Here is a 13,414-nt window from a genome sequence, read left to right as displayed (position 1 = left end):
CATTGCGGCCTCATTTAATTGGTTCCACATCAAAGTGGGGCAAAATAAAACGGCATATCGGGATGCCGTTTGAAACACAAACCTTTGATTCGAATCGCTTATCGCGTCTGCGGCGTCTCGCGCACCTTGCGCGGCCGCCCGCGAGGCAACGGCGACACGCGCCGGTTCGCGGCGCGCGCCGCCCATTCGCGATAGGTGTCGCTGCCGAGTACCCAACCCTTTAAGGTGGCCTGCTGAAGCTGGCTTGCCTCGCGTTCGTCGAGCGGCTGCTCGCACAGTTCGCGGTACGCGCGCTGGCGCTCGAACGGCGTGTTGCCGAGCGACCAGTAAAGCGGATGGTCGGTAATGAGGCTGTCGAGCGTGAGACCAATGTGATGCCGGTAGCTCGACCACCGGTAGTCTTCCGGCGCGCTCACGAGCTGCATGCGCACCGGGCACATTTCGACGACGCGGCTCGCCAGCAGAAAATACCGCTCGCCCTCGATCACCGTGGCGCGGTAGCGCCCTTCCCACAGCGTGCCGCGCCGCGCGTAGCGGCGGTTGAAGTGCGCCACGTAGCGGCGCCCGACTGCCTGCATCGCCTTGGGCAGGCTCGACTCCTCGGTAGGAGTGACGAGCAGCTGGACCGCGCCCGGCATCAACGCATACGCGTGGATGGACAAGTGATGGTCGCGCGAAGCTGCTTTCAGACAGTCGATGAACAATTCATAGTCCTGGTCGTCGACGAACGCAGGCTGCTGATCGAGTCCGCGGAGGATGACGTGCTGCGGCTGGTCAGGAACATAAAGACGTGCAAGCCGTGCCATGCTGAAGTATCCGATAGTCGCGTTGGTACATACCCGAAGGTCCGAGAAGCCGCATGCGCCGCAGGTTCGGCGCGGCGCGGCCAGGCCAGAAAGCGCGCGCGGCTTAGGGAGAAAGCTCTAATCGCCGCGTATGGTGAGTTTCAAACGTTGTGGTCATAATGAGCGGGCCTTTTTTGGAGGAGCACATATGAAATTAAAACAGGCCGTAGTGGGGACCGCGATGCTAGCCGGCATGACAACGGCAGCATACGCACAATCGGCCGGTAGCTTTTTCGTCTCAACAGGCTGGTTCCATCTTGCGCCTCAATCGAGTAGCGAGCCGCTGCGTGTGACGAGCATCGGCGGAAGCCCAACCAATATCGTAGAAGCCAACACCGGAGCCACACTCAGTTCCGCCGACACCATCGGCATCACAGCGGGCTACTTCGTCACTGATCACATCGCTGCCGAATTTGTAGTCGGCTACCCGCCTTCGTTCGACCTGAACGGTACCGGCAGCCTCGAACGGTTCGGCAAGCTCGGCCAGGCGAAACAGTGGAGCCCGACTCTGCTGTTCAAGTACTACTTCAACGCTCCGACTGCCACCTTCCGCCCGTACCTCGGTATCGGCGTGAGCCGTATCTGGTTCACCGACGAGAAGATCACGAACGGCACATTCGAAGCAAACGTTCTGCATGGTCCGACCAGCGTGACTACGGATAGTTCGTGGGAGCCTGTGTTTAATGCGGGCTTCACTTACGCGTTCAACCAGCACTGGTTTGCGGGCGTCTCGGTGTCGTATCTGCCGCTCAGCACCACGGCCAAGCTCAACACGCAGGCGAGCACGCCGGTCGGTACGCTTAACGTGCAATCGCAAACCAAGATCAAGCTGAACCCGATCGTGACCTACGTCAACATCGGTTACCGCTTCTAACACCTTTTCCGGTGCGCGATAGAACGATGCAGTGCGATTAGGGTAGTCGAATTTCCTTGGCTCCCACAACGCCGTCATTCATCCAATGGCGGCGTTTTTTATTTTGTGCGCGCGGCGAGGCGGCACGCCGGCTTTACCGATAATCGCCGCGCGTCACAGTGCGTTTGTAAATTTGACCCGCGTACAAGGCGCTTCGTGCAATATGTGCTGACGAAATCCGGCGCACACCACCGTCTGCCGCGCCTTCGGGTGTGGCACCGAAGTTGCGTTCTGCTGGTGCTTCCTGCGTTGCGATGTGGTTTGACGCAACCGTGAACGTGGGCCTTTTTCACCCTCATCGACGGAGCGACCATGACAGCACTTCCCAACACGCGAGACGCCCTCGGCGAATCCTGGACCAGCACGAGCCGCCGCGCACGCCGTATTGCCCGACATAGCCGCCATGCGGCCGAAGACATTGCAGGCGAACTGCGCACACTCATGTCGGAGCTGGAATCCACCCTGGCGGACGGCACTCAGGCCGACGCCGTTGCGCTACGCGGCAAGCTGCGCAAGCAGCTCGACAGCGCGCGCGCCCGTCTGAACGACACCCGCGAGGCCGTGCGCGAACGTGCCAACGTCGCGCTTGCCGACGCGGACGACTACGTGCATGAAAATCCGTGGCAGACGCTGGCGATTGTCGGCGGCGTTGCGTTGATTGCAGGCGCGCTGTTTGCCTCGCGGGTGCGCTAGACCATCTGCTGAAGATTGCGCCGCGCGTCGCGGTCGCGCTGCACATGTCGCCGAATCGGGCGAAGTGGGGCTGCGCGGCCGCTCAGTTTTCGTCCTCAGTTATCGTCGATCACGAAAAGACGCTGATACTCCTTCAGCGCATAGCGGTCCGTCATGCCCGCAATGTAGTGTGCGATGAGGCGCGGTTGCAGCGCGGCATCGGTCGACTGATAGCTGGGCGGCAAAAGCCGCGGATCGTCGGTGAACGCGTCGAACAGACCGACGACGACGCGGCGTGCCTTGTTCGCCATGCGCATCACGCGGTAATGGCGATACAGGTTCTTGAACAGAAAGCGCTTGAGCGCGGCAGCCTGCGCCGCCACGGGCTCGCTGTGCGCGACGAGCGCCGGCGCGGCACGCACAGCCTCGAGCGAATCCGGCGCATGGCGCACGAGATTCAGCTTGGTGGTGTCGATCAGATCGACGATCAGCGTGTTGATGATGCGCCGCACCGTCTCGTGAATCAGCCTGCGGCCTTCAATCTGCGGGAAATCGCTTCGCGCCGCCTCGTAGTGCGTTTGCCACAGCTCGACTTCGGCGAGTTGCTCGACGGTGAGCAGTCCCGAGCGCAAGCCGTCGTCGACATCGTGATTGTTGTACGCGATTTCGTCGGCCACGTTCGCAATCTGCGCTTCGATAGACGGCTGACGCCCTTGCAGAAAGCGCTCGCCCAACGCGCCGAGCCGCCGCGCATTCTCGCGCGAGCAATGCTTGAGAATGCCCTCGCGCGTTTCGAAACACAGGTTCAGGCCGTTGTACGCGCCGTAGTGCTCCTCCAGATCGTCGACGACGGCGAGGCTTTGCAGATTGTGCTCGAAGCCGCCGTGCTCACGCATGCATTCGTTCAGCGCGTCCTGCCCCGCGTGGCCGAACGGCGTGTGCCCGAGATCATGCGCGAGAGAGATGGCCTCCACGAGGTCTTCGTTCACGCGCAGATTGCGCGCCACGGACCGCGCGATCTGCGCCACTTCGAGGCTATGCGTGAGACGCGTGCGGAACAGGTCGCCTTCGTGATTCACGAAGACCTGCGTCTTGTATTCGAGCCGGCGGAACGCCGTTGAATGAACAATGCGGTCGCGGTCGCGCTGAAACTCGGTGCGCGCACTCGGCGGCGTTTCCGGATAGCGGCGCCCGCGCGATTGCGCGGAATGCGCGGCATACGGCGCGAGATGCGCTTCGAGCGCTTCCTGGCTGGGAACGCCGAGCGCTGCCGTGTCTGCCGCGGGTTGCTGCTTTACATCGTCGCTGCGCCTGTCTGTCACCGGGTTCTCCGAAACATGGGCGGCGCCGCTCGACGCCGTGCGCGGCGCCTTGCTGGAACGTCCGCCTTCTCAGACGGCGGCGGCCAGCGTGGCGCGCACCTCGGCGTCGGGCGCCTGGGTGATGAGCGTCTCACCGAAACGCTTCAGCAGAATGAATTTGATCGCGCCGCCCTCCGCTTTCTTGTCGACCTGCATCAGTTCGACGTAGCGCGATTCGCCCAGCGCGGGCGCGCGGGTCGGCAAATGCGCCGCGACGATCACGTCGACGAGCCGCTTGCGCGACGCTTCGTCGAGATAGCCGAGGCGCACCGACAGATCCGCCGCCATTACCATGCCGCAGCCCACCGCTTCGCCATGCAGCCACTCGCCGTAACCCAGGCCGGCTTCGATAGCATGGCCGAACGTGTGGCCGAAGTTGAGAATGGCGCGCAGGCCGCCTTCGCGCTCGTCCTGCGCGACCACCGACGCCTTGATCTCGCACGAGCGCTTGACGGCCTCGGCGAGCGCCGCGGGCTCGCAGCGGTTCAGCGCCTCGACGTTGGCTTCGATCCAGCGGAAAAAGCCGGCGTCCGCAATCGCACCGGTCTTGATGACTTCGGCGATGCCCGCCGCCAGTTCGCGCGCGGGCAGCGTGCGCAACGCGCCGATGTCGGCAATCACGGCTTGCGGCTGGTAAAACGCGCCGATCATGTTCTTGCCGAGCGGATGATTGATGCCCGTCTTGCCGCCCACCGACGAATCCACCTGCGAAAGCAGCGTGGTCGGCACCTGGATGAACGGCACGCCGCGCATGTAGCAGGCGGCGGCGAACCCTGTCATATCGCCGATCACGCCGCCGCCCAACGCGATCAGCGTCGTCTTGCGGTCGGCGCGCGATCCCAGCAGCGCGTCGAAGATCAGATTCAGCGTCTCGAGGTTCTTGTACGCCTCGCCGTCCGGCAACACGACTGTGGATACGTGCTTACCGAGCGGCGCCAGCGCCGCGCGCAGCTTGTCGCCGTAAAGCGGGTCGACGGTGGTGTTGGTGACAATCGTGACCGAGTTGCCGGCGATGTGCGGCGCAAACAATGCCGTCTGGCCGATCAGGTCTGCACCGATATGGATGGGGTAGGCGCGTTCGCCCAGTTCGACGTTGACGGTAATCATACGACCCATTATGAAGCAGGATGTTTGGCGACGCCGGCCATCTCGAGCTGCATCAGCACCATATTGACGAGCCCGTTGACCGAAGGCCGCCCCGTTTCGATCACGAAATGCGCGCACTCGCGGTAAAGCGGATCGCGTACTTCATAAAGCGCTTCGAGGCGCGCTTTCGGGTCTTCGGTTTGCAGAAGCGGGCGATTCTTGTCGCGCCGGGTGCGCAGCCAGAGATCGTGCGGATTGGCTCGCAGGTAAATCACGACGCCGCGGCTTTGCAGCGCTGCGCGGTTTTCCGGCCGGAGGACGGCGCCGCCGCCGGTGGCAAGCACGATATTGTCGCGCTCGGTGAGCTCCGAAATGACGCTCGCCTCGCGCTCGCGAAAGCCCGCCTCGCCCTCCAGCTCGAAGATCACAGGAATGCGCGCGCCCGTGCGCGCTTCGATTTCATGGTCCGAATCGAAGAACGGGCGGTCGAGACGGCGCGCAATGGCCCGGCCCACGGTGGTTTTTCCCGCCCCCATGAGCCCTACAAAAAATACATTGGCGTGTGCGTCCCGCGCTTGCAACGGTGTCCTCTGGCTAATCCGGTGTGGTTCGTGCCGCAGCTTACTGGCAAAGCGGCTGCCTTGTCGAGCCTGCGCGCCGCCGCTTTCCGGCGGCAAGAGCGTGCCCCTAATTCGTCTGAACGACGCGCGGCGTGATGAAAACGGCCAGTTCGCTGCGTTGGTCGCGATGAGCCCGATGGCGGAAAAGCGCGCCTAAAACCGGTATTTTGCCCAGGACCGGCACGCGAGTCACATCGTCGCGGCCGTCCGTCGCGTAAATTCCGCCGATCGACACCGTACCACCATCTTCCACCTCGACGCGCGTCTGCACGTGCTTGGTGTTGATCGCGGGCCCGGCGTCGGTCTGTTCGCCGACGCTGTCCTTCGCCACATCCAGGTCCAGCACGACGCGTCCGTCCGGCATGATCTGCGGCTCGACCTCCAGTTTCAGCGTGGCGCGCCGGAACTGCACGCCCGACACACCCTGCCCGACTTTCGCCTGATACGGCAGTTCGGTGCCCTGCTCGACCACGGCCTTCATCCGGTCCGCGGTGACCACGCGCGGACTGGAGACGACTTCGCCGCGCCCCTCGGCCTCCAGCGCGCTCAGTTCCACGTTCAGAAGCCGCGTGGCGCCGGCCGCGAACAGCGTGAGGCCGGCGGTGGCCGCGTCGAAACCGGCGATCGGCCGGGCGGACAGATCATAGACGAGGCCGTCCTTGCCGCCGCTCAAGCCGCGCGTGGTGCCGTCGGCGGCGGTGCCCGCCATCGAAAGCCGCACGCCCAGGTTGCGCGAGAAACCATGCTCGCCTTCGACGATGCGCGCCTCGATCAGCACCTGCCGCGTCGGCCGGTCGACGGAAGCCAGCAGCGCGGCAATCTGCGCGAGACGGCCTTCCAGGTCGGTGACGAACAGCAGATTGGTGCGCGGGTCCGCGGTCACCGCACCGCGTTTGGACAGCACGCGCTGGTTGCCGGAGCCGGTCAACAGACGGCGCACGTCCTCGGCTCGGGCATAGTGCAGCTCGAACGTGCGGCTCGCGAGCGGCTCCAGATCCGCCGCCCGCGCGTGCGCTTCGTAGCGCTGCCGCTCGCGCGCCGCCAGATCCGCGATCGGGGCGACCCATATGACGTTGCCATGACGCTCCATCGCGAGACCGTGGACGTCGAGCAGCGTGTCGAATGCGACGCGCCACGGCACCTTGTCGAGGCGCAGCGACACCGAGCCGCGTACCCTTTCGCTGGCAACGATGTTCAGGCCGGTGAACTGAGCGAACGCATTCAGCACCGCGCCCAGTTCCGCGCGCTGGAAGTTGAGCGAGATCGGCTTGTCATCGGCGGCGAGCGAGGCGTCGGCGGCGGTTTTCGGTGCGCCGCTCAGACGCGCGAGCGGCGGCAAGGGCACGGGCGGGCCTTCCAGCGTGGAGCTGGCGGCAGCGGCGTCGCCGCTCGCGGGCGCCGCTTGCCGGAAGAGAGGCGTGGAACCGTCGGCCGGGTCGATTGCGTCGTCCGTGCTGCTGCGGCTTGCGGGCACCGCCGCGCGCGACGCTTTCGGCTCGTCCGATGAATCGTCGCGGAACGGGTTCGGCGTCTCGGCGACCGCATCGCGCGGCAAAGGCGGCGCATTGTATGTCCCCTCGGACGACGCCAGCGCATCGTCGAGCGGCATGGCGGCCGGCAACGGCGGCAGCGATGGAATCGCGGCCTGCGCAGCGCCGACACTCAGTGCCACGCTCGCCGAGATGCTCAAGTACAGGCTCACCGACAGCCCAATGCCAACGCACCTGCGAACGCTGCCACCCACCACGACGCGATCAGCGGAGCGCGCTCGCACGCGTAACAGCTTCGTTGTGCTCATCAGGACGCCTCCGCGAGCGCCAGCGTACGCGTTGCATCGCCTTTGGCGAGCGTGATGCCCGACGCGTCAAAGTGCGTAAAGCGCTCGTCGCCGATCTGCTGACCGGACTCGACGGTGGTCGCGCCGTCCGGTGTATCGACTAGCGCGAGACCGCGCGCCCGATCATGCAGCAAGCCGAGCAGATGCAGTTGAGCGGCTCCGGGCGAATCCGCCGCGGCCTGCATCTGGGCGGGCGAGAACGGATCGAAGAACACGACATCTTCTTCGTCGTCCGAATCAAGACTGGCGTCGGCAAGCTGCTGTGCGGAGAGGCTCACAGGCGCCGGATGCAAGCCGCTGTACACGCGCAGTGCCGCGCTCACCGAGAGCGATGCGCTGTCCCGCTTGATTGTGACGTCCACGGGAACCATCAGCACCGGCAACTCCGTGAGTCCACGCAGAAACGACATGAGGTGGATGAAATCGGTGCGCGCCGTAAGCTGCAGCGGCCGCTCACTTTGAGCGCCCGCCCCGCTCTCAGCGCCCGGCTCGACCGCGAGCAGCAGCACGCCGTTTTGCGCGGCCAGTTCGGAGACGACGCGCACGTCGTCCGCCGACGTCCACTGTGCGGGCACAGGTGGAATCGCTGCCACGCCGCCGCGCGCGGCACCCGCTTCGCGGCGCAACGACGGCAACTGCGCGAGCGCACGCTTCCCATCCGCGAGACGTTGCGTGCTCGCGAGCAGCGCCGCACGGCTCGCCTCGACGCGACCGAGGTCCGCCACGACCCAGCCGTGCGCGCCAAGGACAAACACCGCGAGCCCAATCAGCAAGGCAACCGCCCACCGGCGACGCGTGCTCCACGTATGAAGCGGCGCGCGCGCGCATTTCAGCCAATGCGCGAGCACTGGGCCCGCCTGCACCGCGCCGCCGAATCCGGCAATCGTCGTACTCATTTCAAACCTCCTGTGTGATCCACGCCCGCTTTCGGCGATGCCGCCAGGGCCGCCTTCGTCGCCGGATTTTTTGTCGCGCCCGCCCAGTGCAGGCGCGCGCCGAACTCGATTGCGCCCGCGCTGCCCGCAGCGGAATTCGCCTTTGGCGGCGCGTGATGCGACTCGCTCATCTCCGCGCCCGTCACGCCGTGAATCGCACCGAGACGCTTCAGCCATTGCGCGGAATCGAGATGCGCTCGCGACGTCGCCACGAGTTCGGTCTCATGCTCGCGCTGGCGGAGCTGTTGCAGCAGCACGCCGTCGCCTGGTTCAAAGCTCAGCGCGTCGAGCAGATCGCGCAGATACGTGAGCGGCTCGGCGAGACGTTTGGCGCGCGCGGCTTCATCGCGTTGCCGGTCGCGCGCCCGCAGCAGGTTCGCGTGCGCTGCCAGCGGCGCCGCGAGTTGCGCGAGCGCCTGCTCGTTCGACTCGCGCTGCGCGTCGAGCCGCGCTTTGTCGAACGCCTGGTAGCCGGCCAGCGCGCCCACGGCTGCGCAGCCGGTCAGCGCTGCGGCAGCCCAAGTCAGCAGACAGCGCCTGCGCCCGAGCCGCGCCTTGCGTTGCCTGTGCGGCAGTAGGTTGAAGCCGCCGAGTTTCGGCACGAAAGAACGGACGGCGCCGAGCCGCCGCATGTCTCGCGCGACATGCAAATGCGCCGCCGCGCTCAACGGCACTGAATCGAAAACGGCCGCGCTCATTCGAGCACCCCGCGCAACGCCAGTCCGAAGGCGACGGCGCCGGCGGGTTCATGCAGCAACGGATCGCTCACCTGGCGCGCGACGCCGCCAAGCGCGGCGCATTCGAACGGCAAGGCAGTGCAGCCAAGCACCTCGGCGATATCCGCCATGGAAAAGCCGACGCCCTCCAGCAGCTCCAGCTCGCCGCTCACGAACGCGCAGTCGAACGCGGGGCCATGCACGAGGTCGCGCAGTGCGTCGGCGAGATCGGCATGCTCGGGCGCCGGGTACCGCATTTCGGCAGCGATGCTGTCGTCGACGAGACGCCAGCCTTGCACGCCGTCCGCGCCGATCCACAGCGCGACGTACGGTTCGTGCGGATCGAGTTCGCGACTCGCCGCGTAGCGCATGGCGCGCAGCGCGGCATGCGGCTCGCCGTCGATTGTGGTAAGCGAAATGCCCGCTGCCGCCGCGCATTCGATGCGCGCCTCGAGGTGCTGACGCCCCGTCGCGGCAATCGTCACCGAACGAACCGGCGACGGCCGCTCATCCACGAACCAGTCGACGGCGAGCGCGTGTCGCTCGAGCCCCGCAATGCGCTCCACTTCGCCCATGACCGCCGGTTCGAGCTCGGCGAGTTCATGGCCGCCGTCTTCCGCGCAACCGCTTTGCGCCGCGAGCCGCGCGAGCGGCACGGTGGTCGTCAGCGTCGCGGACGCGGGCACCGCCATCGCGCATCGCAACGCGGAGGTCGCGCACGCATGAGGCAAATCGGCAAATGCATCGCGCAAGGCGCGGGCGACCGCCTGACGGTCAGCGATTTCAACGCCGGCCATTGCATTCGCCGGCAACGGCACCGTGCGCATATATTCGATCTGCAGGGAAGCGCCTGCGCGCGCACGCTGACTCACCACGACGAGCCGCACCTCCTGCGCACTCACGTCGATACCGGCAGCGAAACGCTGCATACCTGCCTGCACGGCTTGCAGCCATGAACTTCTTATCGTCATCACACCCTCCCTGAGACTCGCGCGGCGAACCATTCGAACGCGAGCAGCGAGGAAGAATTGTGCGGATGGACGCGTCTGAGCGACACTCAGCCAAACGGCTAACGTGACCGAACCCACGCGCCGGCAATGACCAAAGCGGCTACAGTGAAGCCTCGTTCAACGCAGTGAAGAGACTTGTCAAGAACTGTCAGTAAGCACGCCGAAAGCTGAAATGCGGGACGGCTATAATCGCGGGACTGTTTTTTGGTGCCTATATGCAATCCACGTCTCCCACCTCTCCGCCGCCCGCGCCGCAGAAGCGCAAACGCCCGTTGTGGCTCAAGCTCATTCTTGGTTTTTTCGGGCTGATCGTTGCAGGCGTGGTGTGCGTGCTGCTGGTGCTCGGTTACGCGCTCGTGGTCGCCACACCCAACCTGCCCTCGCTCGATGCACTCACCGACTACCGGCCGAAAGTGCCGCTGCGCATCTACACGGCCGACCACGTGCTGATCGGCGAATTCGGTGAAGAACGGCGCGATATCGTGCGCATTCAGGACGTGCCCGACAGCCTCAAAAAAGCGGTGCTCGCCATCGAGGACGCGCGCTTTTACGACCACGGCGGTGTGGACCTGACGGGCATCGCGCGTGCGGGGTTCGTCGCGCTGACCAATGGCCATGCAACGCAAGGCGCGAGCACGATCACGATGCAGGTGGCGCGCAACTTCTTTCTATCGAGCGAGAAAACCTATACGCGCAAAATCTACGAGATGCTGCTCGCCTACAAGATCGAGTCGAAGCTCTCGAAAGATCAGATTCTCGAGGTCTATATGAATCAGATCTATCTCGGCCAGCGCGCGTATGGTTTCGCGAGCGCGGCGCGCGTGTATTTCGGCAAGGACATGAAGGACCTGACGCTCGCCGAGTCCGCAATGCTGGCCGGTTTGCCGAAGGCGCCTTCGGCCTACAACCCGGTGGTGAATCCGAAGCGCGCGAAGGTGCGTCAGGAGTACATCCTGCAGCGCATGTACGAGCTGCATTACATCAACCAGCAGCAATACGACGAAGCCAGCCGTCAGCCGCTCGTCGTGAAGGGCGCCGGCAAGGAATTCAGCGTGCATGCGGAATATGTCGCGGAAATGGTGCGGCAGATGATGTACGCGCAGTACCGCGAGGAAGCCTACACGCGCGGGCTGAATGTCGTGACGACGATCGACTCCGCCGATCAGGACGTTGCCTATCGCGCGCTGCGCAAAGGTTTGATGGACTATGAGCGGCGCCACGGTTATCGCGGCCCCGAAGCGTTCATCGACTTGCCGTCCGACGCGGACGACCGTGAGCAGGCCATCGACGACGCGCTGCTCGAACACCCGGATAACGGCGAGATCATCGCGGCGGTCGTGACCGCCGCGAGCCCGAAGCAGGTGCAGGCCACGTTTATCGACGGCAATGTGGCGACCATTCAGGGCGACGGCCTGCGTTTCGCGCAGTCGGCGCTCAGCGCACGCGCACAGCCGAATCAGCGCCTGCGGCCGGGCGCGATCATTCGTCTCGTCAAGAACGACGAGGGCGAGTGGGCCATCACGCAATTGCCGCAAGTGGAAGGTGCATTCGTTTCCGTCGTGCCGCAGGACGGCGCGATTCGCGCGCTCGTCGGCGGATTCGATTTCAACAAGAACAAGTTCAATCACGTCACGCAGGCGTGGCGTCAGCCGGGCTCGAGTTTCAAGCCGTTTATCTATTCGGCTTCGCTCGAAAAGGGTCTCGGGCCGGCCACCGTCATCAACGACGCGCCGCTCTTTTTCAGCGCCGCCGAGACGGGCGGCCAGGCGTGGGAGCCGAAGAATTACGGCGGCGGTTTCGACGGCCCCATGACCATGCGCACTGCGTTGCAGAAGTCGAAGAATCTGGTGTCGATTCGCATCCTCAATCACATCGGCACCAAGTACGCGCAGCAGTACATCACGCGCTTCGGTTTTGACGCGGACCGGCATCCCGCCTATCTGCCGATGGCGCTCGGCGCCGGTCTCGTCACGCCGCTGCAAATGGCGGGCGCATTTTCGGTGTTCGCGAACGGCGGCTATCGGATCAATCCGTACCTGATCGCGGAAGTCACCGATCCGCGCGGTGTCGTCGTCGCGCACGCGCAGCCGCTCGTCGCCGAGCAAAGCGCGCCGCACGCCATCGAGCCGCGCAACGCGTACGTCATGAACAGCCTGCTGCAGAGCGTCGCACAGCGCGGCACGGGCGCCAAGTCCAACGTGCTCAAGCGCACGGACCTGGGCGGCAAGACCGGCACGACGAACGATTCGCGCGACGCCTGGTTCGCCGGCTACCAGCACACGCTGACCGCCATTGCCTGGATCGGCTATGACAACCCGCGCAGTCTCGGCGACAAGGAAACCGGCGGCGGGCTCGCGCTGCCCGTATGGATCGAGTACATGGCACGCGCGCTCAAGGGCGTGCCGGACTACAAGATGCCGATGCCCGACGGCGTGGTCGAACTCGGCTCAGAACTGTATTTCGACGAATTCACGCCGGGTCACGGTTTTGTCGCGACGGTCGGCGTCAGTCAGGCGACACTGGACGAGGCTAGCGCAGCGTCCGCCGCGCCCGGGCAGGTGGGCGAGCAGGAGAAACAGGACATCATGAATCTGTTCCGCGGGCACTGAGCGGGCGGGTTGCCTGCAGCAAATAAAAAGCCGCCGCGCAGATCATGCGCGGCGGCTTTTTTTGACACTTGCGCGCAGGCGCGCGTTGCCGTGCTCAGGCCTCGAAGTGCACCGGCTCGCCGGCCTGTTGCGTCGCGTATTCAGAAAGCGCCGCGAAAAATTCCTTGCCGCTGCGGGTGTCGCGCCACTCGCCGTCGACGAAACGGTAGTGAAAACCGCCGGCTTTGGCAGCAATCCAGATCTCGCTCATGGGCGGTTGCAGATTGACGATGATCTTCGAGCGGTTCGCGAATTCGAGGGTCAGCACGTTGCCGCTGCGCTCGAGTTCGATGTCGGCTTCGGCGTCGTCCAGCGCCCGTTCGATGGCGGCTAGCGCGGCCTCGGCGCGGGTCAGGTAATCACTATCGGACATGCTAAACTCCATCGATTATTCATTCAGGGACAGTCATGCGAGTCGTATCTCGGATGCGCGCGGCGGCGCCCGGCCGCGCGATTGTAGCGGGTTTAGCCATTCTCGCAGGTTGCGCGCTCGGCGGTTCGCTCGCCGGGTGCGGGCAACGCGGTTCGCTCTATTTGCCCACCGTACCGCCCTTGCCGGCCAAGCCGATCGACCGCACGCAGCCGCCGTCGCCGGATGAAGTGAAGCCTGGCGCCGAAACTGCATCCGACGCGGACTCCATTCCCGATACGTCCGGCACGCCGCTTTCTCTCGCGCCGGCAGACGAACTATCGGCATCGGCGGCTTCTGCCGCTTCCGCCGGAACTGCCTCGAAGCCCGCCCCCGCCGCCACTCCCGCTCAATAAGAACTC

The 13,414-nt window shown here is 64.9% G+C and carries 13 protein-coding genes; 4 read left to right on the top strand and 9 right to left on the bottom strand.

Going from position 1 to position 13,414, the window contains the following annotated elements; all coding sequences use genetic code 11:
- Positions 1 to 98: 98 nt before the first annotated feature.
- On the bottom strand, positions 99 to 806 hold the full coding sequence (locus tag ACEN8U_RS15430; protein WP_015003898.1) for a transposase: 708 nt from the start codon (positions 804 to 806) through the stop codon (positions 99 to 101).
- 187 nt (positions 807 to 993) lie between these two features.
- Between ACEN8U_RS15430 and ACEN8U_RS15425 the strand changes: the two genes are divergently transcribed.
- Both ACEN8U_RS15425 and ACEN8U_RS15420 read left to right on the top strand, forming a co-directional pair.
- On the top strand, positions 994 to 1,719 hold the full coding sequence (locus ACEN8U_RS15425; protein ID WP_013589806.1) for an OmpW/AlkL family protein: 726 nt from the start codon (positions 994 to 996) through the stop codon (positions 1,717 to 1,719).
- A gap of 351 nt (positions 1,720 to 2,070) precedes the next feature.
- On the top strand, positions 2,071 to 2,451 hold the full coding sequence (locus tag ACEN8U_RS15420; RefSeq protein ID WP_013589807.1) for a DUF883 family protein: 381 nt from the start codon (positions 2,071 to 2,073) through the stop codon (positions 2,449 to 2,451).
- Positions 2,452 to 2,546: 95 nt separating this feature from the next.
- Here the strand turns inward: ACEN8U_RS15420 and ACEN8U_RS15415 are convergent, their stop codons facing one another.
- The 7 genes from ACEN8U_RS15415 to pilM all read right to left on the bottom strand — a co-directional run bounded on the left by ACEN8U_RS15415 (position 2,547) and on the right by pilM (position 9,956).
- A complete protein-coding gene (locus tag ACEN8U_RS15415; protein ID WP_015003900.1) occupies positions 2,547 to 3,752 on the bottom strand; it encodes a deoxyguanosinetriphosphate triphosphohydrolase in 1,206 nt (401 codons plus the stop codon).
- Positions 3,753 to 3,821: 69 nt separating this feature from the next.
- A complete protein-coding gene (gene aroB / locus ACEN8U_RS15410) occupies positions 3,822 to 4,907 on the bottom strand; it encodes a 3-dehydroquinate synthase (protein WP_175126370.1) in 1,086 nt (361 codons plus the stop codon).
- Positions 4,907 to 5,458, bottom strand: a complete 552-nt coding sequence (gene aroK / locus ACEN8U_RS15405; RefSeq protein ID WP_041745817.1) for a shikimate kinase AroK — start codon at positions 5,456 to 5,458, stop codon at positions 4,907 to 4,909. The genes aroB and aroK overlap by 1 nt, the downstream gene beginning before the upstream one ends.
- Positions 5,459 to 5,564: 106 nt before the next feature.
- Complete coding sequence (locus tag ACEN8U_RS15400; RefSeq protein WP_310110858.1) at positions 5,565 to 7,295, bottom strand: type IV pilus secretin PilQ; 1,731 nt, start codon at positions 7,293 to 7,295, stop codon at positions 5,565 to 5,567.
- The gene (locus tag ACEN8U_RS15395; RefSeq protein ID WP_015003904.1) at positions 7,295 to 8,230 is read right to left on the bottom strand and encodes a hypothetical protein; all 936 of its coding nucleotides are present in this window, start codon (positions 8,228 to 8,230) and stop codon (positions 7,295 to 7,297) included. The genes ACEN8U_RS15400 and ACEN8U_RS15395 overlap by 1 nt, the downstream gene beginning before the upstream one ends.
- On the bottom strand, positions 8,227 to 8,967 hold the full coding sequence (locus tag ACEN8U_RS15390) for a hypothetical protein (protein WP_015003905.1): 741 nt from the start codon (positions 8,965 to 8,967) through the stop codon (positions 8,227 to 8,229). The genes ACEN8U_RS15395 and ACEN8U_RS15390 overlap by 4 nt, the downstream gene beginning before the upstream one ends.
- A complete protein-coding gene (gene pilM / locus ACEN8U_RS15385) occupies positions 8,964 to 9,956 on the bottom strand; it encodes a type IV pilus biogenesis protein PilM (RefSeq protein WP_310110860.1) in 993 nt (330 codons plus the stop codon). Before pilM ends, ACEN8U_RS15390 begins: the two co-directional genes overlap by 4 nt.
- 254 nt (positions 9,957 to 10,210) lie before the next feature.
- On the opposite strand from pilM, the gene ACEN8U_RS15380 reads away from it, so the two are divergent.
- Positions 10,211 to 12,604 (top strand): penicillin-binding protein 1A, encoded by a 2,394-nt coding sequence (locus ACEN8U_RS15380; protein WP_015003907.1) that lies wholly within the window; start codon positions 10,211 to 10,213, stop codon positions 12,602 to 12,604.
- A gap of 94 nt (positions 12,605 to 12,698) precedes the next feature.
- On the opposite strand, the gene cyaY is transcribed toward ACEN8U_RS15380, so the two are convergent.
- Entirely contained in the window at positions 12,699 to 13,016 is a 318-nt protein-coding gene (gene cyaY, locus ACEN8U_RS15375) for an iron donor protein CyaY (RefSeq protein WP_015003908.1), read from the bottom strand.
- 35 nt (positions 13,017 to 13,051) lie between these two features.
- On the opposite strand from cyaY, the gene ACEN8U_RS15370 reads away from it, so the two are divergent.
- The gene (locus ACEN8U_RS15370) at positions 13,052 to 13,408 is read left to right on the top strand and encodes a lipoprotein (RefSeq protein WP_013589817.1); all 357 of its coding nucleotides are present in this window, start codon (positions 13,052 to 13,054) and stop codon (positions 13,406 to 13,408) included.
- Positions 13,409 to 13,414 lie beyond the last annotated feature (6 nt).

The sequence above is a fragment of the Paraburkholderia phenoliruptrix genome, from assembly GCF_047325075.1.
Classification (GTDB): domain Bacteria; phylum Pseudomonadota; class Gammaproteobacteria; order Burkholderiales; family Burkholderiaceae; genus Paraburkholderia; species Paraburkholderia phenoliruptrix.
This window is presented reverse-complemented; position numbering and strand designations above follow the sequence as displayed.

What these genes read in the sequence shown, in the direction of transcription:
- ACEN8U_RS15370 (WP_013589817.1), top strand. Translation starts at nt 13,052, where the DNA reads ATGCGAGTCGTATCTCGGATGCGCGCGGCGGCGCCCGGCCGCGCGATT.
- cyaY (WP_015003908.1), bottom strand. Translation starts at nt 13,016, where the DNA reads ATGTCCGATAGTGATTACCTGACCCGCGCCGAGGCCGCGCTAGCCGCC.
- ACEN8U_RS15400 (WP_310110858.1), bottom strand. Translation starts at nt 7,295, where the DNA reads ATGAGCACAACGAAGCTGTTACGCGTGCGAGCGCGCTCCGCTGATCGC.
- aroB (WP_175126370.1), bottom strand. Translation starts at nt 4,907, where the DNA reads ATGGGTCGTATGATTACCGTCAACGTCGAACTGGGCGAACGCGCCTAC.
- ACEN8U_RS15425 (WP_013589806.1), top strand. Translation starts at nt 994, where the DNA reads ATGAAATTAAAACAGGCCGTAGTGGGGACCGCGATGCTAGCCGGCATG.
- ACEN8U_RS15420 (WP_013589807.1), top strand. Translation starts at nt 2,071, where the DNA reads ATGACAGCACTTCCCAACACGCGAGACGCCCTCGGCGAATCCTGGACC.
- pilM (WP_310110860.1), bottom strand. Translation starts at nt 9,956, where the DNA reads ATGACGATAAGAAGTTCATGGCTGCAAGCCGTGCAGGCAGGTATGCAG.
- ACEN8U_RS15395 (WP_015003904.1), bottom strand. Translation starts at nt 8,230, where the DNA reads ATGAGTACGACGATTGCCGGATTCGGCGGCGCGGTGCAGGCGGGCCCA.
- ACEN8U_RS15380 (WP_015003907.1), top strand. Translation starts at nt 10,211, where the DNA reads ATGCAATCCACGTCTCCCACCTCTCCGCCGCCCGCGCCGCAGAAGCGC.
- ACEN8U_RS15430 (WP_015003898.1), bottom strand. Translation starts at nt 806, where the DNA reads ATGGCACGGCTTGCACGTCTTTATGTTCCTGACCAGCCGCAGCACGTC.
- ACEN8U_RS15390 (WP_015003905.1), bottom strand. Translation starts at nt 8,967, where the DNA reads ATGAGCGCGGCCGTTTTCGATTCAGTGCCGTTGAGCGCGGCGGCGCAT.